21 protein-coding genes are annotated in these 19,674 nt (G+C 68.1%); 9 read left to right on the top strand and 12 right to left on the bottom strand.

The window, feature by feature from the left end; all coding sequences use genetic code 11:
• Nucleotides 1-143 precede the first annotated feature (143 nt).
• Complete coding sequence (locus AJAP_RS37130; RefSeq protein ID WP_038520290.1) at nucleotides 144-965, top strand: arylamine N-acetyltransferase family protein; 822 nt, start codon at nucleotides 144-146, stop codon at nucleotides 963-965.
• 4 nt (nucleotides 966-969) lie between these two features.
• Here AJAP_RS37130 and AJAP_RS37125 read toward each other — a convergent pair whose 3' ends face one another.
• Nucleotides 970-1,269 (bottom strand): GNAT family N-acetyltransferase, encoded by a 300-nt coding sequence (locus tag AJAP_RS37125; RefSeq protein WP_037333121.1) that lies wholly within the window; start codon nucleotides 1,267-1,269, stop codon nucleotides 970-972.
• On the bottom strand, nucleotides 1,266-4,043 hold the full coding sequence (locus tag AJAP_RS37120; RefSeq protein ID WP_038520288.1) for a sensor domain-containing protein: 2,778 nt from the start codon (nucleotides 4,041-4,043) through the stop codon (nucleotides 1,266-1,268). The genes AJAP_RS37125 and AJAP_RS37120 overlap by 4 nt, the downstream gene beginning before the upstream one ends.
• A 246-nt stretch (nucleotides 4,044-4,289) precedes the next feature.
• Between AJAP_RS37120 and AJAP_RS37115 the strand changes: the two genes are divergently transcribed.
• Nucleotides 4,290-4,811: a hypothetical protein gene (locus AJAP_RS37115; protein WP_038520286.1), complete on the top strand. Its 522-nt coding sequence runs from the start codon at nucleotides 4,290-4,292 to the stop codon at nucleotides 4,809-4,811.
• On the opposite strand, the gene AJAP_RS37110 is transcribed toward AJAP_RS37115, so the two are convergent.
• Nucleotides 4,808-6,157: a nucleobase:cation symporter-2 family protein gene (locus AJAP_RS37110; protein ID WP_038520283.1), complete on the bottom strand. Its 1,350-nt coding sequence runs from the start codon at nucleotides 6,155-6,157 to the stop codon at nucleotides 4,808-4,810. The two genes, AJAP_RS37115 and AJAP_RS37110, sit on opposite strands and share 4 nt — an antisense overlap.
• A 95-nt stretch (nucleotides 6,158-6,252) precedes the next feature.
• On the opposite strand from AJAP_RS37110, the gene AJAP_RS37105 reads away from it, so the two are divergent.
• Both AJAP_RS37105 and AJAP_RS37100 read left to right on the top strand, forming a co-directional pair.
• Nucleotides 6,253-7,467: an NAD(P)/FAD-dependent oxidoreductase gene (locus AJAP_RS37105; RefSeq protein WP_038520282.1), complete on the top strand. Its 1,215-nt coding sequence runs from the start codon at nucleotides 6,253-6,255 to the stop codon at nucleotides 7,465-7,467.
• A 32-nt stretch (nucleotides 7,468-7,499) separates the two neighbouring features.
• Nucleotides 7,500-8,222, top strand: a complete 723-nt coding sequence (locus AJAP_RS37100; RefSeq protein ID WP_038520279.1) for a Clp protease N-terminal domain-containing protein — start codon at nucleotides 7,500-7,502, stop codon at nucleotides 8,220-8,222.
• A gap of 306 nt (nucleotides 8,223-8,528) precedes the next feature.
• Here AJAP_RS37100 and AJAP_RS44980 read toward each other — a convergent pair whose 3' ends face one another.
• Nucleotides 8,529-8,702 (bottom strand): hypothetical protein, encoded by a 174-nt coding sequence (locus AJAP_RS44980; protein ID WP_228694757.1) that lies wholly within the window; start codon nucleotides 8,700-8,702, stop codon nucleotides 8,529-8,531.
• A 240-nt stretch (nucleotides 8,703-8,942) separates the two neighbouring features.
• Between AJAP_RS44980 and AJAP_RS44975 the strand changes: the two genes are divergently transcribed.
• Nucleotides 8,943-9,338, top strand: coding sequence for a hypothetical protein (locus tag AJAP_RS44975; protein WP_228694755.1), 396 nt, complete (start codon nucleotides 8,943-8,945; stop codon nucleotides 9,336-9,338).
• An 82-nt stretch (nucleotides 9,339-9,420) separates the two neighbouring features.
• Here AJAP_RS44975 and gndA read toward each other — a convergent pair whose 3' ends face one another.
• Nucleotides 9,421-10,860: an NADP-dependent phosphogluconate dehydrogenase gene (gndA, locus tag AJAP_RS37090; protein ID WP_038520275.1), complete on the bottom strand. Its 1,440-nt coding sequence runs from the start codon at nucleotides 10,858-10,860 to the stop codon at nucleotides 9,421-9,423.
• 380 nt (nucleotides 10,861-11,240) lie between these two features.
• Nucleotides 11,241-12,149, bottom strand: a complete 909-nt coding sequence (locus AJAP_RS37085; protein ID WP_038520272.1) for an MBL fold metallo-hydrolase — start codon at nucleotides 12,147-12,149, stop codon at nucleotides 11,241-11,243.
• A gap of 220 nt (nucleotides 12,150-12,369) precedes the next feature.
• Between AJAP_RS37085 and AJAP_RS37080 the strand changes: the two genes are divergently transcribed.
• The 3 genes from AJAP_RS37080 to AJAP_RS37070 are packed head-to-tail and all read left to right on the top strand — an operon-like array spanning nucleotide 12,370 to nucleotide 14,916.
• A complete protein-coding gene (locus tag AJAP_RS37080) occupies nucleotides 12,370-13,227 on the top strand; it encodes a helix-turn-helix domain-containing protein (protein WP_037335949.1) in 858 nt (285 codons plus the stop codon).
• 1 nt (nucleotide 13,228) lies between these two features.
• Entirely contained in the window at nucleotides 13,229-14,044 is an 816-nt protein-coding gene (locus AJAP_RS37075) for an SAM-dependent methyltransferase (protein WP_038520270.1), read from the top strand.
• 14 nt (nucleotides 14,045-14,058) lie between these two features.
• A complete protein-coding gene (locus AJAP_RS37070) occupies nucleotides 14,059-14,916 on the top strand; it encodes an SAM-dependent methyltransferase (RefSeq protein WP_038520267.1) in 858 nt (285 codons plus the stop codon).
• Between the two features lie 6 nt (nucleotides 14,917-14,922).
• On the opposite strand, the gene AJAP_RS37065 is transcribed toward AJAP_RS37070, so the two are convergent.
• Together AJAP_RS37065 and AJAP_RS37060 are read right to left on the bottom strand one after the other, a co-directional pair.
• Complete coding sequence (locus tag AJAP_RS37065) at nucleotides 14,923-15,183, bottom strand: hypothetical protein (protein ID WP_038524575.1); 261 nt, start codon at nucleotides 15,181-15,183, stop codon at nucleotides 14,923-14,925.
• A 5-nt stretch (nucleotides 15,184-15,188) separates the two neighbouring features.
• Nucleotides 15,189-15,461, bottom strand: a complete 273-nt coding sequence (locus AJAP_RS37060; protein ID WP_037333101.1) for a hypothetical protein — start codon at nucleotides 15,459-15,461, stop codon at nucleotides 15,189-15,191.
• Nucleotides 15,462-15,767: 306 nt separating this feature from the next.
• Here AJAP_RS37060 and AJAP_RS37055 point away from each other — a divergent pair, with 306 nt between their 5' ends.
• Nucleotides 15,768-16,022: a DUF397 domain-containing protein gene (locus AJAP_RS37055; protein WP_038520263.1), complete on the top strand. Its 255-nt coding sequence runs from the start codon at nucleotides 15,768-15,770 to the stop codon at nucleotides 16,020-16,022.
• Between the two features lie 57 nt (nucleotides 16,023-16,079).
• Here AJAP_RS37055 and AJAP_RS37050 read toward each other — a convergent pair whose 3' ends face one another.
• From AJAP_RS37050 to AJAP_RS37035, 4 genes are read right to left on the bottom strand one after another with little or no spacing between them, the layout of a single operon-like run.
• Nucleotides 16,080-16,628, bottom strand: coding sequence for a hypothetical protein (locus AJAP_RS37050; protein ID WP_037333098.1), 549 nt, complete (start codon nucleotides 16,626-16,628; stop codon nucleotides 16,080-16,082).
• A complete protein-coding gene (locus tag AJAP_RS37045; protein ID WP_038520260.1) occupies nucleotides 16,621-17,751 on the bottom strand; it encodes a hypothetical protein in 1,131 nt (376 codons plus the stop codon). Before AJAP_RS37045 ends, AJAP_RS37050 begins: the two co-directional genes overlap by 8 nt.
• A gap of 18 nt (nucleotides 17,752-17,769) precedes the next feature.
• Nucleotides 17,770-18,177, bottom strand: a complete 408-nt coding sequence (locus AJAP_RS37040) for a FixH family protein (protein WP_084098450.1) — start codon at nucleotides 18,175-18,177, stop codon at nucleotides 17,770-17,772.
• Nucleotides 18,174-19,622 carry a hypothetical protein gene (locus AJAP_RS37035; RefSeq protein ID WP_051972703.1) on the bottom strand — a complete coding sequence of 483 codons (1,449 nt, stop codon included), beginning with the start codon at nucleotides 19,620-19,622 and terminating at the stop codon, nucleotides 18,174-18,176. Before AJAP_RS37035 ends, AJAP_RS37040 begins: the two co-directional genes overlap by 4 nt.
• Nucleotides 19,623-19,674 lie beyond the last annotated feature (52 nt).

The following is a 19,674-nucleotide window of genomic DNA, read 5'->3' as shown; positions in this document are numbered from 1 at the left end:
CACACCGGTGTGTTTCACCGGTTCACTCCGGAAGGGTGGCCAATCGTCACTCGTTCGTGGAAGTGACGAAAGTCGGTGGCCGTTGCCAGTTACCAGTTGGCCGATCTTGACTTCGAGTTAGGTGGAGGTGTCAATCTCGATGCATGACAATCGCATCTGAGCAGGTCGACGAATGGACCGTCGGCACCCTCGACCTCGACGCGTACCTCGGCCGGATCGGTCAGAGTCGCGCGACGCCCTCGGCCGCAGCGTTGCGCGAGCTGGCGAAGGCGCACATCCTCGCCATTCCGTTCGAGAACGTCGACGTTGTTTTGGGGCAGCACAAGGGAATCGCGCTCGAAGACGTGATCGGCAAACTCGTCGGCCGAAGTCGTGGCGGCTATTGCTACGAGCACGGAAGTCTTTTCGCCGCGGCCGCCGAGCAACTCGGCTATTCCGTGCGCCGCCTGGTCGCGCGCGTGCAGCCGCAGAAGAACGGGCCGTACACGCATATGACGCTCGCGGTCGAGGCGGACGGCGTGCAGCACCTGGTCGACGTCGGCTTCGGCGCCGGGATGCTGGTGCCGATGCCACTGGTCGACGGCGCGGTCGTGGATCAGGCCGGCTGGCCGCACCGGCTCGTCGCCGACGGAGACTGGTGGCGCCTGCAGAAGAAGGAAGGCGAAGACTGGACCGACCTGCACGCCTTCACGCTCACGCCGATGCACCGGATCGACTACGAGGTCTACCACCACTACACGTCGACGCATCCGCGGTCGCCGTTCACCGGGCAGCTGGTGGTCATGCGGCTGGAGGAAGGGCTCAGCCGCAAATTGGTCGGCGAGGAGTTCATCGTCGAACGTCCGGACGGGATCAAGGAGACCACCAAGATCCCGCCGGAGCGGCTCGACGCGACACTGCGCGAACTGGACGTCGTCCTCACCGAGGACGAGCTCGCGAAACTGCTGAAGATCTACCCGGGCTGAGGGCTCAGAGCTCGAATTCGGCGCGCTTGTCCTCGGGGACGAGGTCCTCGTACTCGCGGTGCTTCGCGATGAAGGAACGCACGTACGGGCAGTAGGGCAGGACGGACCTGCCCTGCGCCCGGACGTCGTCGAGCGCGGCGGTCACGAGCTTGCCCGCCAGGCCCTGGCCCGCGAAGTCGTCCGAGATTTCGGTGTGCAGGAACAGGATCGCGTCGGTGCGCGTGCGGGTTTCCAGGAACCCGGCGGTCTTCCCGTCCACGACGATGTCGTAGCGGTCTTCTCCGGCTTTGATCTCGACACTCATCCAGCTGCTCCGAAAAGTTCGTCCGGCGGCGCGGGGCGACCGAGATGGAAGCCCTGCGCCTGGTCACAGTGCAGCTCACGCAGGACCGTGAGCTGCTCTTCGTCTTCGACACCTTCGGCGACGACGATCAGGTCGACGGCGTGCGCCATCGCGATGATGCTCTTGACGATCGCGGCCGCGTCCCGCGATTCCGCGATGCCGGTGACGAAGGTGCGATCGATCTTGAGCGTATCCAACGGGAGCCGTTGCAGCTGGGCGAGCGACGAGTAGCCGGTACCGAAATCGTCGATCGCCAGCGAGACACCGAGATCGCGCAACGACGTCAGGACTTCGGCGGCCGCGGCCTGGTCCCGCATCAGCGCGCTCTCGGTGACTTCGAGGGTCAGCGCGTGCGGCGGCAGGCCGGTGGTCTTCAGCGCGTCCTGCACCCCGGCGACCAGATGCGGATCGTCCAGCTGCCGGGCCGACAGGTTGACCTTGAGGTTCAGGTCGATGCCGAGCTGCTCGCGCCGCCTGGCGATCTCGCGCGTGGTCGTGCGCAGGACGTACTTGCCGATCAGGTTGATCAGGTCGCTTTCCTCGGCCAGCGGGATGAACTCGGCGGGCGAGATCGTGCCGTGCGCGGGATGTTTCCAGCGCAGCAACGCCTCCACGGCGACCATCTCGCCGGATTCGATGTCCACGACCGGCTGATACGCCGTCCAGAGTTCCTCGTTCTGCAGGGCGTCGCGCAGATCCTGCTCCATGCGCAGCCGCCGCTGCATCCGCTCGCGCAGCTCGACGTCGAAGAACTCGTAACGCGCCCGGCCGAGCGTTTTCGCTTGGTACATCGCGACATCCGCGTCGCGCAGCAGATCTTCCGCGGTCCGGGTGTCGTCGTTGGCCGCGGTGACGATGCCGATACTGGCGTCGATGTGCAGCTGCCTGCCGTTGACGGTGATCGGCTCGGTCAGCGCCTCGCGCAGATGTTCCGCCAGCGCCTTGATCTCGTCCGGTTCGGTGATCTCCGCGGTGACGACGACGAATTCGTCGCCGCCGAGCCTGCCGACGAGATCGTTCTCGCCGATGCCCCGGCGCAGGCGTTCGCCCGCGATGCGAAGCACCTTGTCGCCGACGGAATGCCCGAGGGAATCGTTGATCACCTTGAACTTGTCGAGGTCGATGAACAGCAGCGTGGTCAGCTCGGCGCGGCCGGCGCCGGACAGCGCCTCGGCGAGACTGTCCAGCACCAGCGTGCGGTTCGCGAGTTCGGTGAGCGGATCGTGCGTCGCCTCGTGGGCGAGCCGCTCGCCGATGGCGCGGCGTTCGGTGATGTCGGTGAACGAGGCGACCACCGCCTGCGCCGACGGATCTTCCGGGGTCAGCAGCCGCGACGTCAGCGAGATCCAGACGTCGTCGCCGGCGGGCCTGCGCAGCCGCAGCACGAGGCCGGTCAGGGTCGCCCCGGTGCGCCGGGTCACCACCGAAGGCATCCGGGCGGGCGGGATACGGCCCTGCTCGTCGTACAGCTCCAGCGTCACGCACGGGACGCCGATGAGGTCGTCGTGGCCGACGCCGATGATCCGGCACGCCGCGGGGTTGGCCGATTCGATGAGCCCGCCAGGGCCGATCACGACCACGCCTTCGTCGAGCGACGCGACCACCGTGCTGTAGTGCTGTTCTGCCCGTCGGCGGGCCGTTTCGTCGGCGCAGACCAGGACGAAACCGTCGTTCATCTCGGCGGCGGAGATGCGGATGGCCAGTGTCGAGCCGTTGCGGTGACGGTGGGTCGTCTGCATGACGCCGCCCCTGCGCAGCACCGTTTCCGGGTCGAGCGCGGCGCCGACGAGCTCGCTCACCGTGCCGCCGATCGCCTCGCCCGCCGTCCAGCCGTAGACGTTCTCGGCGGCGGGGTTCCAGCTGGTCACCACGCCGCTGCCGCTGGTCGCGATGATCGCGTCGCTGACATGGCTGATCAGCGCGGCCTGGTAGCGCAGCGTCGCTTCGGCGGCCTTCTGCGCGCTGATGTCGCGCATGATGACCTGGAACGCGGGCCTGCCTTCCCAGGTCGTGCGCACGGAAATGCTCTGGACCAGGTACTTCGTGCCGTCGAGGCGGAGCATGACGGTGTCGGCGGGAACGGTCGACGCGCCCTGGCGGTGCAGCGACGCGATCCGGTCCAGCAGGGCCGGGAGCGACTCGTCGGCCACGAAGTCCATGATCGGCCGCCCGATCAGCTCGGCGGTCGAGGACGCGCCGAGTGCGGTGAGGGCGGCTCGGTTGACGTAGGTGACAACGCCGGCTTCGTGGACACAGACCGCGTCGGGGCTGAGTTCGACCAAAAGCCGGTAACGGTCAGTGAGGTCTTCGAGGGCCTGCCGGTTCTCGCGGACGTCGGTCACGTCGGTGGCGATGCCGAGCAGCCCCGACGAGCCGTTGTCGTCGCCGATGGTGCGGGCGCGCAGGCGGACCCAGCGGATCTCGCCTGCCGGGTTCCGGAACGACTGCTCGAGTTCGAACTCGCGCCAAGGCGGGGAGGTGCGGGTGCCGGCGGTCAGCGGGGCCACCAGATCGGCGAGCCTGGACTCGATCTCGGCTTCGGTGAGTGCGCCTCCGCCCAGGAGGTTCTCCAGTCCGGGCAGCCAGGACAGGGTCTCGGCCTCGAAGTCGTACGACCAGATGGCGGCGTGGTCGCCCGCGAGGCCGAGATCGCCGAGCGGCTCGTTTCCGAGCGGCGCGCCTGCCGGACGACCGGAATTCCCGGCCCCGGGCACGGCGAGGGCGTCAGCCTCCATGATCCGTCCGAACCCCCTCTTCCGGTGCTGGCACCGTCGATTACACCACCCGCGGAGGGCGCTGTATACGCGAGCCGAAGGCGGGCCAACGCCGATATGCGCGGAAGCATATGAATACACGCTGTGTGACTGGCCTACGCTGGCGTGTTCCATCGGGTGAATAATTTTTGGTTAACTTCACCCGTTCGGCGGTGAGTTGCGGTAAAACTACTCCTCGCTCGTTCCCGGTGCGAAAGGTTTCAGCTGGTGGATGACGACGATGTTTCGGTCGCCGACCTGCTTATTCGTGAGGGCTGGGACGACCACGAGGAGTCACAGGCAAAGTCACGCTGGAGAGTTATCGCGGTGGTGATCGCCGTGGTCGTCGCCTGCGGTGCGGCGGCCGTTCTCGTCGGGTTCGACGCGGATCCCGAACAGAATGCGGCGCCGAACCCGATCAGTGTCATCGAGATGCCGAAGCGGCCTTCGGAAAACGGAGGAGCCGACGCGACTTCGGCCGTTCCGTCCACCGAGACGGTCGAAACCGGGGACGGCGGGACCTCGACACGGCCCAGCAAGACGACGTCCAGCCGCCGTACGTCGAGTTCGGCCGCGCAGACGTCCGACTCGCCGGACCCCGCCACGCCGACGTCGTCGAACGGGCCCGCGGATCCGCCGCGGACCACCGGGTCCACGGTCGTTCCGCAGCCGCCCAACCCGACTCCGCCGCCGCCCTCGACGACGCCGACGGAGGAATGCAATCTGTGGCCGAAGTGGCTCTTCTGTTAAGGCGCCTGCAGTAGGTCGGGATCTCGGCGCTTGCCGAGGTGGTTGAACAGCAGGTTGAGGGTGAAGGCGACGATCGCGGCGACCGTGATCGGGCTGCCGCAGATGGTCTGCAACCACGCCGGGAAGTGCTGGAAGAAGATCGAATTCCCGAACTGGTTCGTGGCGAACGCGGGAAGCAGACCCACCCCGACCGACACCGCGACGATGAAGGTGTTGTGGTTGCCGGAGAACTCCACCTTCTTCAGGTTCTGCACGCCGACCGCGGCGACCATCGCGAACATGACCACCGCGACCGCGCCGATCACCGGCTCCGGCACGGCCGCGATGAAGGCGCCGACCTTCGGCACCAGACCCATCAGCACGAGCAGCCCGCCCGCCATCGCGACCACCCACCGGCTGCGTACCCCGGTCATCTGCACGAGGCCGACGTTCTGCGCGAAAGCCGTGTCCGGGAACGAGTTCATCGCGCCACCGAGGATGGCCGAGAGACCATCGGTGGCGAGACCGCGCGCGAGGTCGGAATCGGTCGCAGGCCGTCCGGTGATCTCGCCGACGGCGACCAGGTCCGCGGTGGATTCGGTGTAGGTCACCAGCATCACGACGCACATCGACAGGACGGCCGCGATCGGGAAGGTCGGCGGGCCGAAGTGGAACGGCGACGCGAGGCCGAACCAGTCGGCGTCGGCGATGCCCTTGAAGTTCACCAGTCCCATCGGGACCGCCGCGAGCAGGCCGATCAGCAGCGCCAGCAGCGGGCCGATCTGGCTCGCGAATCCGCGCAGGACCCGGGTGAACAGGACGATCACCGCGATCACGCCGAACGCCAGCGCGATGTTGGCGGGCTTCGCGTAATCCGGCGATCCCGTGTCGTGGCCGGCGATCAGGCCGACGCCCGGTCCGATGAGTGAGATGCCGATGACCATCAGCAGCGTGCCCGAAACCAGCGGCGGGAAGAACCGGATCATCTTCGCGAAGGGTTTGGCGATGAGCAGGCCGAACACCCCCGACGCGATCATCGCGCCGTAGACGGCCTGCATGCCGTACTGGGACGCGATCATGATCATCGGGTTGACCACGGTGAACGTCGCGCCCGCCACCACCGGCAGCCGGATGCCGAAGATCCGCCCGATCCCGATCGCCTGAATCAGCGTCGCGATACCCGCGACCAGCAGATCCGCGTTGACCAGCAACGCGATCGTCGCCGCGTCCAGTTTCAGCGCGCTGCCCACGACGAGCGGGACGGCCACGGAACCCGCGTACATGATCGTCATGTGCTGGAGGCCGAGCAAGGTCAGCTTCGGCAGCGGCGGGCGGGCGTCCACCGGGTGGACCTCGGGACGGCTCATGGGCATGACCGTAGCGCGTTCGCCGCGTGCGGATCACGTGTCGAAAAGGCCGGAGCTGTGTTGAATGGAGGTCGGGCACAACGGAAGGAGCGCCGATGGAGACCGTCCTCGTCGTAGGGGCCGGGCAGAGCGGGTTCGGGGTGGCGACCTCGCTGCGGGACAAGGGGTTCGGCGGGCGGGTGGTGCTGATCGGTGACGAACCCGGGCTGCCGTACCAACGGCCTCCGTTGTCGAAGGGCTATCTCGCCGGGACCGCGGGCGACGCCCAGCTGCGTTTGCGGCCCGAGGACTTCTTCGCGGAGAAGAACATCGAGCTGATCCCGGGCCGCGTCGCATCGGTGGATCGCGACGAGGCGAAGGTGGTGCTAGAGGACGGGAGCGCTCACGAGTACGACCATCTGGTGCTGGCGACGGGATCGGTCAACCGCGTCCTGCCGGTCCCCGGGTCCACTTTGGACGGCGTGTTCACCTTGCGCACCAAGGACGAGGCCGATGTGCTGCGGGCCGCATTGGAAAGCGCGGAGAACGTGGTCGTGGTCGGGGGTGGGTTCATCGGCCTGGAGTTCGCCGCGCACGCCGGGCGGCCCGTGACGATCGTCGAGGCGCAGGACAGGCTGATGGCCCGCGTCGCGACGCCGGAGGTCTCGGCGTACTTCGCCGACCTGCACGAGGAGGCCGGCCACACGATCCTGCTCGGCAAGGGCGTCGCCGCGCTGCGTGGCGAGGGCCGGGTGGCCGAGGTCGAACTGAGCGACGGCAGCCTGCTGCCCGCCGATCTGGTGCTGGTCGGGGTCGGGGTCGAGCCGCGGACGCGGCTCGCCGAAGGGGCGGGGCTCGCCGTGGCGAACGGTGTCGTCGTCGACGAGCACCTGCGCACAAGCGACCCGAAGATCTCGGCGGTCGGGGACTGCGCGAACTTCCCGTGTGTCCAGGCGGGTACGGCCACGCGGCTGGAGTCGGTGCAGAACGCCGTCGACCAGGCGCGGGCGGTGGCCGCCGTCATCGCCGGTGAACCCGCGCCCTACGACAGCCTGCCGTGGTTCTGGACCGACCAGCTCGGCGCGAAACTGCAGATCGCCGGGATCTTGACCGGGGCGGAGAAGACCGTCGTGACCGGGGATCGGGAGGGCGGGAAGTTCTCGGTGCTGTCGTTCCGCGACGGCGTGCTCGCCGGGGTCGAGTCGGTGAACCGGCCGCCGGACCACATCGCCGCGCGCCGTCTGTTCGCCGCGGATCCGGCGCCGCGATTCGAGACGCTGGAGGCCAACGGCTTCGACCTCAAGGCGACCTTCGCGTCAACCCGTGGTTGACGATTGGCGAGCGTCAACCTAGAGTTGACGGCATGACGAATCCAGTCCGGCTCGACGACCTCATCTCCCACATCAAGCAGCAGCATCCCGACGGCGACGTGCTCGGCCAGCTGTCCGACGCGGTCTTCCTCGGCGAGCACCTCGGCGAAGTGGCCGACCATCTGATCGGTCACTTCGTCGACCAGGCGCGGCGTTCCGGCGCGTCCTGGACCGAAATCGGCAAGAACATGGGGGTTTCCAAGCAAGCGGCGCAGAAGCGCTTTGTCGACTCCAGCGGCTCGTCGCTGGAAGACCTGGTGAAGGTGTTCAGCCGCTACACCGATCGGGCGCGGCACGTCGTCGTCGCGTCGCGGGACGCCGCGGTGTCGGCGAAGAGCCCGCAGATCGAGCCCGTGCACTTGGTCCTCGGGCTGCTCTCCGAACCGGCGGCGCTCGCCGCCGGGGCGATCGTGGCACAGAAGGTGACTCTCGAAGCCGTCCGCGAGGCCGCGGAGGCGAAGCTGCCGGAACCCGCCGCCGAACCGGTGGAAGCGGCGAAGATGGCGTTCGGCGCGCAGGCCAAGAAGGCGCTGGAGCTGACCATGCGGGAGTCGCTGCGGCTCGGGCACAACTACATCGGCACCGAGCACATCCTGTTGGCGCTGTTCGAACTCGGCGACGACCTCCTGACCGGGCTCGGCCTCACGAAGGACAACACCGAAGCGGTGATCGTGCGGGCGCTGGGGGAGATCGTCGCTGCACGCGGGGAGGGCTGAAAGCGTCCTTCACCGCGTCAGACGCGGTGAAGGACGCTTTCGTCTCATGTGATGCGGGGAAAGTCCCCTTCAGCAGCTATCCACAGGAACCCTGGTTATCCACAGGTTCGGAAATCGGGTCTGGGCAGAACTCGTGGCCGGCCCCACGATCGAAGAATGAAAAAAGGATCATGGGGCGACACCCCTGAACTTCTGATGGCGAACAGCGACCACGGCGTCATCCGGGTGGCGCGCCTTCAAGAGATGGGCGTCTCGTCGACCACTGCGTACCGAAGATGCGGACCCAGCGGCCCTTGGACGAGACTTTTACCCGGCATCGTCCTTCTCTTCAACGCACCACCCTCGCGCGAGCAGCAGGTCGCCGCGGCGATGCTCTACGGCGGCGAGTCCGCACTGCTCACCGGTGGTGAAGCTTGCCGGATCCACGGCCTGCGAAATGTGCCCGACACCGGTGACGAGATCCACCTTCTCGTGCCGCATGAGCGGAAACTCCATAACTACGGCTACGTGGTCGTCGAGCGGACACAACGGCTGCCCCGAACCGTGAACCGGGGTGGTCGCCCGCTGGCAGACGTCACTCGCGCGACCCTCGACGTCTCTCGCAGGCAAACGGAAGTCAGGCCAGTCCGGGCCCTGATGAGCGAAGTGGTTCAGCGCAGGTACAGCTCTTTCGAGCGGCTGTCCCACGAATTGGCCCACGGCAGCCAACGGGGAAGCGCGGTGCCTCGGCTGGTCCTTTCGGAACTGGCTTCCGGGCAGGAGTCGGTCGCCGAGATGGACGCCCGGCGAGTCTGGGAGCGGTCCGGTCTGCCGGAACCGGTGTGGAACAAGAAGCTGTACGACGGGGAAGGCCGGTTCGTCGCGAAACCGGATGCCTGGTTCGACGATGTCGGGCTGGCCTGGGAGGTCGACTCGCTGTCGTTCCATCTCCAGGTCGTGGACGGTTTCGACCGGACCTTGGCGAGGAACGGACGGTACGCGGTGGCGGGCGTGTTGGTTCTCCAGACCTTGCCGTCGCGGCTGCGGACAGAACCGGACAAGGTGGTCGCCGAGTTGCGGGCAGCCCACGCCGCAGCCGCTGCTCGGGTGCGGCCGAATGTGCGGATCGCGAGTTGACGAAGGGGCCCTTCACCGCATGCCATGCGGTGAAGGGCCCCTTCGTGGCGTCTTATGCGGGGAAAGTCCCCTTCAGCACTTGTCAGGCCGGGGATTCCGGGCGACCGTCGGCGGCCCAGGCGGTGTGGAACGAGCCCTCGCGGTCGACGCGGCGGTACGTGTGGGCACCGAAGTAGTCTCGCTGCCCCTGCACCAGCGCGGCGGGGAGCCGCTCCGCGCGCAGACCGTCGTAGTAGGCCAGCGCGGTCGAGAAGCCCGGGGTCGGGATGCCCAGCCGCACCGCGGTCGAGATCACCGAACGCCAGGAGTCCTGGGCGTCCTCGACGGCCTTGCGGAAGCCGCCCGAAGTCAGCAGCGTCGGCAGCGCGGGCTCTTCGGCGTACGCGGCCGTGATGTCGTTCAGGAACTTCGCGCGGATGATGCAGCCGCCGCGCCAGATGGACGCGACCTTGCCGAGGTCGATGTCCCAGCCGTATTCGGCGCCACCCGCCTGGATCTGGTTGAAGCCCTGGGCGTACGCCACCACCTTCGACGCGTACAGCGCCTGCTCGACGTCGTCCGCGAAAGTGTCCAAAGCGGACCCTGTCAGCGGGGCGCGCGAGGGACCGCCGAGACCGCGCGAGGCCTCACGCAGGTTCGACGAACCGGACAGTGAACGGGCGAAGACGGCTTCGGCGATGCCGCTGATCGGCACGCCGAGGTCCAGTCCGATTTGGACGGTCCAGCGGCCGGTGCCCTTCTGCTCGGCCTGGTCCGCCACGATGTCGACGAACGGCTTGCCGGACGCGGCGTCGGTGTGGGCCAGCACCTGCGAGGTGATCTCGATCAGGTACGAATCGAGCCGCCCCGAGTTCCAGGTGCGGAAGACCTCGGCGATCTCGGCGGGGGAGTAGCCGCCCGCGCCGCGCAGGAGGTCGAACGATTCGGCGATCAACTGCATGTCGGCGTACTCGATGCCGTTGTGCACCATCTTCACGAAATGCCCGGCGCCGTCCGCGCCCACGTGCGTGCAGCACGGTTCGCCGTCGACCTTCGCCGAGATGTCCTCGAACAGCGGCCCGAGCGACTGGTACGACTCCTTGGACCCGCCCGGCATGATGCTCGGCCCGTGCAGCGCGCCCTCCTCGCCGCCGGACACGCCGGTGCCGACGAAGTGGATGCCCTTCTCGCGCAGCGCGGCCTCGCGGCGCCGGGTGTCCGCGAAATGCGCGTTGCCCGCGTCGACGATCACATCGCCCTTCTCGAGGAGCGGGACGAATTCGTCGATCACGGCGTCCGTCGGCGCGCCGGCCTTGACCATGATCACGACCTGGCGCGGACGCTCCAGCGCGTCGACGAAGTCCTGCGCCGAATACGCCGGGATGAAGTCGCCCTCGTCGCCGAACTGCTCGACCAGTTCCTTCGTCCGCTGCTCGGAGCGGTTGTGCAGGGCCACCGTGTGCCCGTGCCTCGCGAGGTTCCTGGCCAGGTTGCGGCCCATGACCGCCAGGCCGGTGACCCCGATGCTCGCCTTCTTGCTCATCCGCACCCTTCCGCTTCGATTCCCGTGCCGAGCCTATCCCCGTTGAGGGATACGGCGCCGGGGCGAGAAGGGATCAACCGGGAGTTGTCCACAACCGGGCCCGCCTGTGGACAACTCGGCTCGCGCGGCCTGAGAGGGCGCTTGCGGCGGTACGCTGGGTTCGGGGTCGCCCCCCAGGGACGGGTGGGGGCTGCTTGTGGGGCACTGGGCGGGATTTCGGTGTCTTGAAGGGAGCTTTTGGGGCGCTGGACGTCTCAAAGGTGGCCTTCGGGACGTGCGGGGACGCGGGCAGCGGCCGGGAGGGTTGCGAAAGCCACTTTCGCAACCCTCAACGTTGCGAAAGTGGCTTTCGCAACACCTGCCGCAGGAGAGCGTCGGCGTCAGGAGAAGCACCGGATGGGCGCACCGTTGAAGGTGACCATGTCCGCCAGCGCCGCCCCCAGATCGATCGCCCCGCCCCACTCCAAGCCGTCCAGTTCGGCATAAGCCCGGTGCAGGTTCGCCGGAAGCCGTTCCTGTTCGGACAGTGTCTCGTAAGGCCCCAGATCCGCTTCGCGAGCGGCCTGCAGGGGCGTCAGCCCCGCGGCCTTCCCGTACGACGCGAGTTTCTGCAGGAAACCCAGGTATCCGTCGACGACGTCGATCGCCTCGGGGCCGCACACCGGGCCGTGGCCCGGCACGATCGTCTCCGGCTCCAGCGAGCGGACCGACTCCAGCGCCTTCCGCCACCCGGCGGGCGAGCCCATCAGCGCGAAGGGGCTGCCGCCGTTGAAGATCAGGTCGCCGACGAACAGCACCCGCCGCTCCGGCAGCCAGACGAGTACGTCGTTGGTGGTGTGCGCGGCGTGCCCGGGATGGATCAGCTCCAGCCGGACGTCGCCGGCGTGCACGGTCAGCCGGTCGTCGAACAGCACCTCGGGCGGCCGCAGCTCCAGATGGCCCCAGTCGTTCCCGGTGAACGAGTTCTCGTAGGTGTTGATCCCGGTCGCGACCATCACCTCGCGCGTCTTCCGGTGCCCGACGATCGTCGCGCCGGTCGCCAGGTAGTTGCCGTTCGTGTGGTCGCCGTGATGATGCGTGTTGACCACAGTGGTCACCGGCGCCCCGGCGGTCGACTCCGCCGTAGCCAGCAGCGCCCTGGTGCGCCGTTCGGTCGAACAGGTGTCGATCACCACCGTGTGATCGCCCGCGGCGACGAAGCCGCAGTTGTTGATCCACCACGAGCCGTCGGGCTGGACGTACCCGAACACACCATCGGTGACCTGCCTGGCGAAGGGGGATTGGTCCACTCGGTCACTATGCCCGACCGCCGTGCCCGAAATGTGACGAGATCGCTCCGCCACCAGGGTGACGTACCAGGTGACTGGTGTTTTCGGCCGTTTCCTGGAACGCTGCGCAATGTCATCATCGAACCCCGCAAGGTGAAGTACCCTGGGTGGGTTCGAGTATTCGCGCGCAGGACGGCGGGCAGCCGCGGTCCTGGTCTATGTGGTCCGGGAGAGCAAGGCGATGGCCAGCACCGTCACCTCGCGCCGGAAGCAGCTCGGGAACGAGCTCCGGCATGCCCGCAACGCCGCGCGGATGACACAGCAGCAGGTCGCCGAAGTGCTCGGCTGCACCCAGGGCAAGGTCAACAAGATCGAGTCCGGTGCCGTCGGGGTCAAGCTCGGGGATGTGCGATCGATGCTGAACGCGTTCGGGATCAACGGCGACGAGGCCGACACGTTGATGAACCTGGCCCGTGCCGCGGCCGGGCAGCGCGGCCACTGGTCCGGCTACCGATCCGTGGTGCCGCACTGGTTCCGCACCTTCACCGACCTCGAACCCGCGGCCGCGGAGATCCTCACCTGGCACGGCGAGCGCATCCCCGGCCCGCTGCAGTCCGAGCACTACATGCTCAAGCAGTTCACCGAAGCCGGCGCCACCGACGTCACATCGCTGGTCCGCAACCGCTTGGACCGCAAGGCCGTCTTCGAGCAGCAACAACCGCCGTACTACCGGTTCATCATCAGCGAGGGCGCCTTGCGCCGCGCTCCCGGCGGCTCCGCCCCGGCGGTGATGCTGGACCAGGTCGAGCATCTGTTGGCTTTGGACAAGCATCCGCGTGTGTACGTGCACGTGCTGCCGTTCGGCGCGCGGCTCGCCGCCGTGCCCAACGACTTCACCATCATGCGTTTCCCGGACCGCACCAGGGATTTCGTCTACATCGAACATTCCGCCGGCGGGTTGTACCTCGACGACGTCAAGGACTTCAACATCTTCGTGGACTCTTGGGACAGATTGCGCGGCGCCGCGCTGGAGCGTCAGGAGACCCGGCAGTTCCTCAAGGAACTCGCCGAGCTGTACAGAACACAGATGCAAGCCTGAGATGGACCCGCGGTTCCTCCCCGAAGGCGTCGATCTCGAGCGGCCCAACGCCGCCCGGATCTACGACTGGGCGCTCGGCGGGACCGCGAACTGGGCGGTGGACCGGGAATTCGGCGAACAGCTGGTCAAGACCTTCCCGCTCATCCGCGCCCTCGCCAGGGCCAACCGCGCCTTCCTCGGCCGCGCGGTCCGGCATTGCGCCGAACACGGCGTGAACCAGTTCCTCGATCTCGGTTCCGGCGTGCCGACGGTCGGCAACGTCCACGAGATCGCCGGTGAGGTCGACGGCGACAGCCGGTGCGTGTACGTCGACAACGAACCGGTCGCCGTCGCGCACGCCCGCATCCTGCTGGAGAAGAACGGCGACCCCGCCAGGCACGCGGTGATCGGCGGAGACCTGCGCGAGGCGGACGAAGTCTGGGAACACGCCTTCGACACCGGCGTGCTCGACCCGGCGAAACCGGTCGCCCTGCTCACCGTCGCGGTCCTGCATTTCGTGCCGGGCCCCGCGCTCGGCGACGTCATCGCGCGCTACCGGCGGCTGCTGCCCGCCGGCTCGTTCTACGTTCTTTCCCACGTCACGATGTCCGACGTGGAGGGTGACGAACTGGGACAGGTCCAGCGCGTCGTGAAGCAGTACGAACAGTCGAGCACGCCCGCGTCCTTCCGCGGCAAGGACGAGATCCTCGGTTTCTTCGGGGATTTCGACCTCGTGGCACCGGGTCTTGTCCCGGTCGGCGCATGGCGGCTGGACGACCCCCGCTCGCCTGCGCTTAACTGCGCCATCGGCGGGGTCGCCCGCAAACCCGGTTCCTGACGAGGTGTGACGGTATGACGACGCAGCACGACCCCATCGACCCGGTGGCCCCCGAGGGAGTCGATCTCGAACGACCCAACGTGGCCAGGGTGTACGACTGGTTCCTCGGCGGTTCGGCCAACTGGGCCATCGACCGCGAGTTCGGGTCGCAGGTGCTCAAGCAGTTCCCCGAGGTCAAGACGTTCGCCCGCGTCGGCCGCGACTTCCTCGGCCGCGGCGTGGGATACCTGGCGCGCCAAGGGATCACGCAGTTCCTCGACATCGGTTCCGGCGTGCCCACCGTCGGCAACGTCCACCAGATCGCGAGCGCGATCAACCCGGACAGCCGGGTCGTCTACGTCGACATCGAACCGGTCGCCGTCGCGCATTCCCAGCTGCTGCTGGAACGTGAGGGCCTGCTCGGACGGCACGCGGTACTGCAGGGTGACGTCCGGGATCCCGCCGACATCTGGAAACGCGCCCTCGAGACCGGGGTGATCGACCCGCGCCAGCCGATCGGGCTGGTCCTGGTCGGCCTGCTGTACTTCCTCGGCCCGGACGAGCCCGTGTACGAGATGGTCCAGCGCTATCTCGATTTCCTGCCGTCGGGTTCGTACTTCCTGTCCTCGCATCTGACCGAGGACGGCGTCACGCGCAAGGAAGGCGACAACCGGGAGAACGTCCAGGAGCTGTACAAGAAGACCAGCGCGCCGTTCCACCTGCGGTCCCGCGCGGAGTTCACCGCGTTCTTCGACGGGCTGGAGCTGGTCGAGCCGGGTATCGACTGGATGGCCACCTGGCATCTCGACGAGGCGGATTCCCGTGCCAGCGACCGGTTCGCGGACGACCCGACGTTCACCGGCGGCCTCGGCGGCTTGGGCCGCAAGCCCTGATCCTCGTCAGGCCCGGCCGGTCAGATGCCCGATCAGGGGCGTCAGCTCGAACTGACCTTCGAGCGGCCGGCCGGTCCTGATCAGGTCCCGGTGCGCGCCCGGCGAATCGACTTCGGAATTCCACGGTGGCTGCTTGCGCAGCGGAGCCTGGATGAGGCTGAACCCGAACCGCTGGCGCAGTTCCAGTCCGATGTTGCGGTGATGCTTCGCCGAGGCCAGGCGTTCGTCCTCACGGCGGAACAGCAGCGTGGTGAGGCGGACGGCCATGGCGGTCACACCCCCCGGCTCGGACGCGGCAACCGCGTCTGGTCCGCCGAACCGGCGAGGCCGAGGCAACGTTCACAGGGCATCCCCGAACCGACGGGGACCCATTCCAGATGGTCGTAAGGCATCGCCGCGCCACAGCGGGCGTGCAGGAACTCGGGGTGCGAACCCCCGGAGTGCAAGTCGAAAAGATGCGCGGAGCGGCGGCTTTCGCCCGCCGTCCCGGCCATGAGCCTGCCGACGGCGAGTACCGTCGCCGGCATGGTGTCCTGAATGATCACGCTGATCCTCCCCCACGAGGTCGGCGGTGGGTGGTCATGCGCCGCGGGACCGGTGTCCCCGCTGGTCACCTGCCGTCGATGGCCTGCCGGAACGGCGAAACGTACTGCGAGCGATTCACCAACAACCGAGCCCCGGCCGCTGCGATTAATCCTACTCCTGGAATAATCTTCATGTCGAGGGTGGGCGGAGTTGATCACCCACTTGGCCGTGCGGGATAGTCCCGTTGAGGCAGGGAGAAGCCGGGACCGTGACGGTTCGCGCAGGTCGCGACCCGCACCCCCGACCGACGTTCGGAGGTACGACCAATGGCCGATTATCCATCGGCGGCGGATTACGATCCGACCACGGCCGTGTCGCTGTTCGACGACTCCGCGTGGGAGAAGTCCTTCGCGAGCGAGCCCAACGGGGGGAACTGTGTCGAGGTCAACCTCGGCCGGGAAGGCCTGGTGGGGGTCCGTGACACCAAACTGGCCGCGAGTCCCGTCTTCGTCTTCGATTCCGGTGAGTGGAACGCCTTTCTCAAGGCGGTCAAGGCCGGACAGTTCGATTTGAGCCCATGACGAAAGGCTCGCGCGTCCATCGGGACACGCGAGCCATCCGATCTTCGTCACTTCGAGTCACACCGTCGCGGGAAGACCGTTCCCGCGCAGCCGGGATTTCGTGCGCCGCCAGGCGACGGCGATCAGGACGGCGAGGACGATCAGCGGGATCAGGCTGATCGACCAGCTCACCGCCATCGGCGGCCCCGGCTGTTCGAGCACAGCCAGATCACGGAGTTCTCCCGCGCCCTTGCCCGCGGGCCCGTCGATCTCGAACCGGAACGTCCACGAGCCCTGTGTCTGCAGGGCCCGGATGTCCAGTCCCCACACCTCCAGTTTCCGCGGATGTTTCGCCAGCGGCTGGGGACGGCCCAGCCGCCCGGTCTCCGGATTGAGGAACGCGAGCGTCCCCGACTTCCCGGCGATCCCGTCGTCCGGGATGAACGTGAAGTCCAGCGATTGCATGGCGCGCAACGGCCACGTGCTGAAGCCGACGGTCATCCCGTACGGTCCGACCTGGACCCGTTCGGTGTGGACGATGTTCACCGGTTCGTAGGCGTTCGCCGCGGGCGTGGTCGCGAACAGCAACCCGATCGCCGCCGCCAAGGCCAGCAATGTCTTACGCATGCGCGTTCTCCCCCTTCGCCGGGGCCAGCAGCCTCAGCATCCCGCCGAACCGCCACCCGGCGAAGCCGCCGAGCAGCCCGACCACCGCGCCGGCGGCGCCCGTGGCGAACACGACCGCCCAGGGCATCCGGTCGGAGCCGTAGACGATCGCGTTCTGGATCGGCATGCTCGCGCCGACCAGCAGTCCGCCGATCACGCCTGCCAGCACCGAAACCCGGCCTGCAGGCCAGCGGCGTGAGAGCAGGTGGACCGCTTCGAGTACGGCTGCGATCGGCAGCAGCGCCATCGGCATCATCGAAGGCATCGCGGGAACGCCGTCGATGTAGTCGCGCATCGGCAAACCGACCGCGCTCGCGTACGCCTCGGCGGCCCACGGCGAGAACCACCAGGTGATCGCCTGGATGACCGCCAGCGCCGCGGCGACCCGGACCGCGCCGCCCGGCCGCCCCCAGAACCCGGCGCCCGCCGAGACCAGCAGCACCGAAAGCAGCGCGATGCCGACGGAGACGACGTCGAGCCCGTCGACGTCGATCTGCTGCAGCCCCAGCACGGTCACCGTGCTGAACGCGATCAGCACGCCGAGGCTGCCGACCACGCCGACGGTGCCCCAGCGGTGTTCCCGCGCGGCCGCGAACACCATGACCGTGCCGATGATGCTCAGCGTGATCGACAGCAGCAGCCCGATATGCGGCGGTGAGTCGATCACCGCGTCGAAGCCGTACAGGCCGTGCCACCACTGGTCCCACAGGCCGTACAACAGGAACATCGCCGCGCCCGTCCCGGTCACCAGGTAGCCGGCCGGTGCGGCGAAGACCTTGCCGAAGACGTTGATCGCGCGGCCGCCGACCCGCGCGTCGACCGGACGTCTCGCCCGGCGTGCGGCCGTGGTCATCAGCACGACCACGAGGCTCGCGAGCCCGGAGATCGCACTGCCCGAATACAGGAACAGATGCGGCATCGTGAAGAACGTGTCCGGGCCGACATCGCCGTGCCACTGGATGTCCCAGGTCAGCCCGACCAGTGAGATCACCGATCCGGCCAGCACCGTGCCCGCCGGTACGAGACCGGTGCGTTCACTGCGCGCCACCGGGACGGCCCTCGCCCCTCCCGCGGTGAGATCCATACCCCCGACCTCCCTCTCTTACTTGACCAGCAAAGGAAAAACGTGCTGCGTGGCGCCGGACGGCCCGCGCAGTGAAACGGTGATCTCCCATTGCCCCGACATCGGCAGCAGGACGTCGCCGGTGCGGAACCGGCCCGGCCCTTCCGCGATCGCGGGCGACGGGGCGAGCGCGTGCCCCATCTGGGGCATCACGGGTTCGAGCGTGACGACGTCCGGCGTGGCACCGGAGACGGTCAGCGCGAAGACATTGCCGCCCTGGTGCGGATCTTCGACCGACATCTGCACCGTGTACGGGCCCTGCGTCGAACGCTGCACCTGCGCTCCGCCGCCGCTCGGCCACACCAGCCAGGCCACGATCGCCACCGCGAGCACGGCGACCACGGAGATCAGCAGCACCGGTTTTCGTCCGTCCACTGTGGAATTCACTGTGGTGCCCCTTCCGCCGGGACGTCGATCTCCATGGGCACGGTCAGCACCGTGTAGTCGCGTTCGGCCTGCAGCCAGACGCGGTACTTGCCGGGCGCGGCGAAGGTGTAGGTGAACGGGACGTCGGGGCCGTACGCGGCGACCGTTTCATCGGGTTTACCCGGCATTCCCGGCGACTGCGGGATCATCGAGTGCACGTGGGCCCAGGTCGGCGCGGCAGCGGCATCCGCGCCGACCCGGTGGTCGCCGGTGATCGGGCCGACGACGATGAGGTGGCCGAGCATGCCCAGCCAGGGTTGGAGATCGGCCTTGCCGAACCGCGCGGTGATCGTGGTCGGCGTTCCCGGCCTGATCTCGACGTCGACCGGATTCCCTTGTATCACCCGTTTTCCGGCTCCGGTGGGGACAGGATCGGCGGGGGAATCCGTTCCGGCCGCGACGTCCAGCGTGGTGCGGAGCAGTTGCACGCCGCCGCCTCGCCGGGCGAGTTCCGCGGCGACGGCGTAGGTCCCGGCCTCGGGCGGGGTGAACTTCATCCGGTAGTCACCGGGTCCGACGCGCACCGGATGCAGATGCCAGAGCCTGCCCGTCGGCGAGATGACGACGAGATGGATCAAAGCGTTGTCGTGCACCAGAAGATCGTCGACGGGGCGGCCGGTCGAGCCGTCGGCGAGGGCGAGGCGCACCTCGGCGAGCGCGCCGGCTCGTGCATTCGGCGACCGAACGGCCAGATTCACCGGCGGCCGCGAGAAGTCCACTGTGGACATCTGAGCGTTCGCGTACGGGTCTTGGATGTTGTCGATCGTCGGATCCAGGGCCGTACCGGGGGCGGGCGGCGGCGGAGTGGACGCCGACAGCATCGCGCCGGTGACCGCGACCGCGAGCGCGGCGACCATCCCACCGGCGGGGATCAGCGCGAGTTGCGGCCGCCGGACGCGCAGCGCGACGACGAGACCGAGCACCAGGAACACACCCGCGGCGACGAAGCCGCCGAAGGTGGCCTTCTCCCACGGAGGGATGACCCTGGCCGGGACGATGAACGGGATCGACGCGGTGTCCGTCCCGTCGTCCAGGCCGAGTTCCCACGGACCCGGCTGATCGACCCGCAGCTGTGCCGCATGGGCGCCGGGTTTCCCGTCCAGCCGCACCGTGGTTTCGGAAAACGTGGTCCCGGCGGTGGACGCGCGCAGCTTCAGCGTTCCCGGCGCGCTTCCGGTGTGCGTGACGACGTCGACGTGCAGCGGCCCGGGCGCGATGTCCATCCGCCGCAGGATGACCGTGAGATCCCGGGTGCCGAGTGTCTGCGCGACCTGGACGTCCGCACCGCTCGACACGCCGTCCGCCCGCGCGGTGCCGGACAGCAGAACGGACGCCAGCGCGCAGAGCACGAGTACGCGGGCGATGACCATCGGCGCCGTGCGCCGCCCCCTCGGTGAATTCCCCATCCCGGCTGAAGTTAACGACGACGGGCCGGGAAAGCGTCACAGCGCGGAGTGA

Source organism: Amycolatopsis japonica, from assembly GCF_000732925.1.
Lineage (GTDB): Bacteria > Actinomycetota > Actinomycetes > Mycobacteriales > Pseudonocardiaceae > Amycolatopsis > Amycolatopsis japonica.
Note: the sequence above shows the minus strand (reverse complement) of the source record. Positions and strands in the feature narration are given on the sequence as shown.

Excerpts from the sequence above, each read along its gene's own strand:
- AJAP_RS37075 (WP_038520270.1), top strand. The coding sequence starts at position 13,229 with ATGGACCCGCGGTTCCTCCCCGAAGGCGTCGATCTCGAGCGGCCCAAC.
- AJAP_RS37130 (WP_038520290.1), top strand. The coding sequence starts at position 144 with ATGACAATCGCATCTGAGCAGGTCGACGAATGGACCGTCGGCACCCTC.
- gndA (WP_038520275.1), bottom strand. The coding sequence starts at position 10,860 with ATGAGCAAGAAGGCGAGCATCGGGGTCACCGGCCTGGCGGTCATGGGC.
- AJAP_RS37105 (WP_038520282.1), top strand. The coding sequence starts at position 6,253 with ATGGAGACCGTCCTCGTCGTAGGGGCCGGGCAGAGCGGGTTCGGGGTG.
- AJAP_RS37100 (WP_038520279.1), top strand. The coding sequence starts at position 7,500 with ATGACGAATCCAGTCCGGCTCGACGACCTCATCTCCCACATCAAGCAG.
- AJAP_RS37050 (WP_037333098.1), bottom strand. The coding sequence starts at position 16,628 with ATGCGTAAGACATTGCTGGCCTTGGCGGCGGCGATCGGGTTGCTGTTC.
- AJAP_RS37035 (WP_051972703.1), bottom strand. The coding sequence starts at position 19,622 with ATGGGGAATTCACCGAGGGGGCGGCGCACGGCGCCGATGGTCATCGCC.
- AJAP_RS44980 (WP_228694757.1), bottom strand. The coding sequence starts at position 8,702 with ATGCGGCACGAGAAGGTGGATCTCGTCACCGGTGTCGGGCACATTTCG.
- AJAP_RS37055 (WP_038520263.1), top strand. The coding sequence starts at position 15,768 with ATGGCCGATTATCCATCGGCGGCGGATTACGATCCGACCACGGCCGTG.
- AJAP_RS37045 (WP_038520260.1), bottom strand. The coding sequence starts at position 17,751 with ATGGATCTCACCGCGGGAGGGGCGAGGGCCGTCCCGGTGGCGCGCAGT.
- AJAP_RS37110 (WP_038520283.1), bottom strand. The coding sequence starts at position 6,157 with ATGAGCCGTCCCGAGGTCCACCCGGTGGACGCCCGCCCGCCGCTGCCG.
- AJAP_RS37125 (WP_037333121.1), bottom strand. The coding sequence starts at position 1,269 with ATGAGTGTCGAGATCAAAGCCGGAGAAGACCGCTACGACATCGTCGTG.
- AJAP_RS37065 (WP_038524575.1), bottom strand. The coding sequence starts at position 15,183 with ATGGCCGTCCGCCTCACCACGCTGCTGTTCCGCCGTGAGGACGAACGC.
- AJAP_RS37070 (WP_038520267.1), top strand. The coding sequence starts at position 14,059 with ATGACGACGCAGCACGACCCCATCGACCCGGTGGCCCCCGAGGGAGTC.
- AJAP_RS37080 (WP_037335949.1), top strand. The coding sequence starts at position 12,370 with ATGGCCAGCACCGTCACCTCGCGCCGGAAGCAGCTCGGGAACGAGCTC.
- AJAP_RS37120 (WP_038520288.1), bottom strand. The coding sequence starts at position 4,043 with ATGGAGGCTGACGCCCTCGCCGTGCCCGGGGCCGGGAATTCCGGTCGT.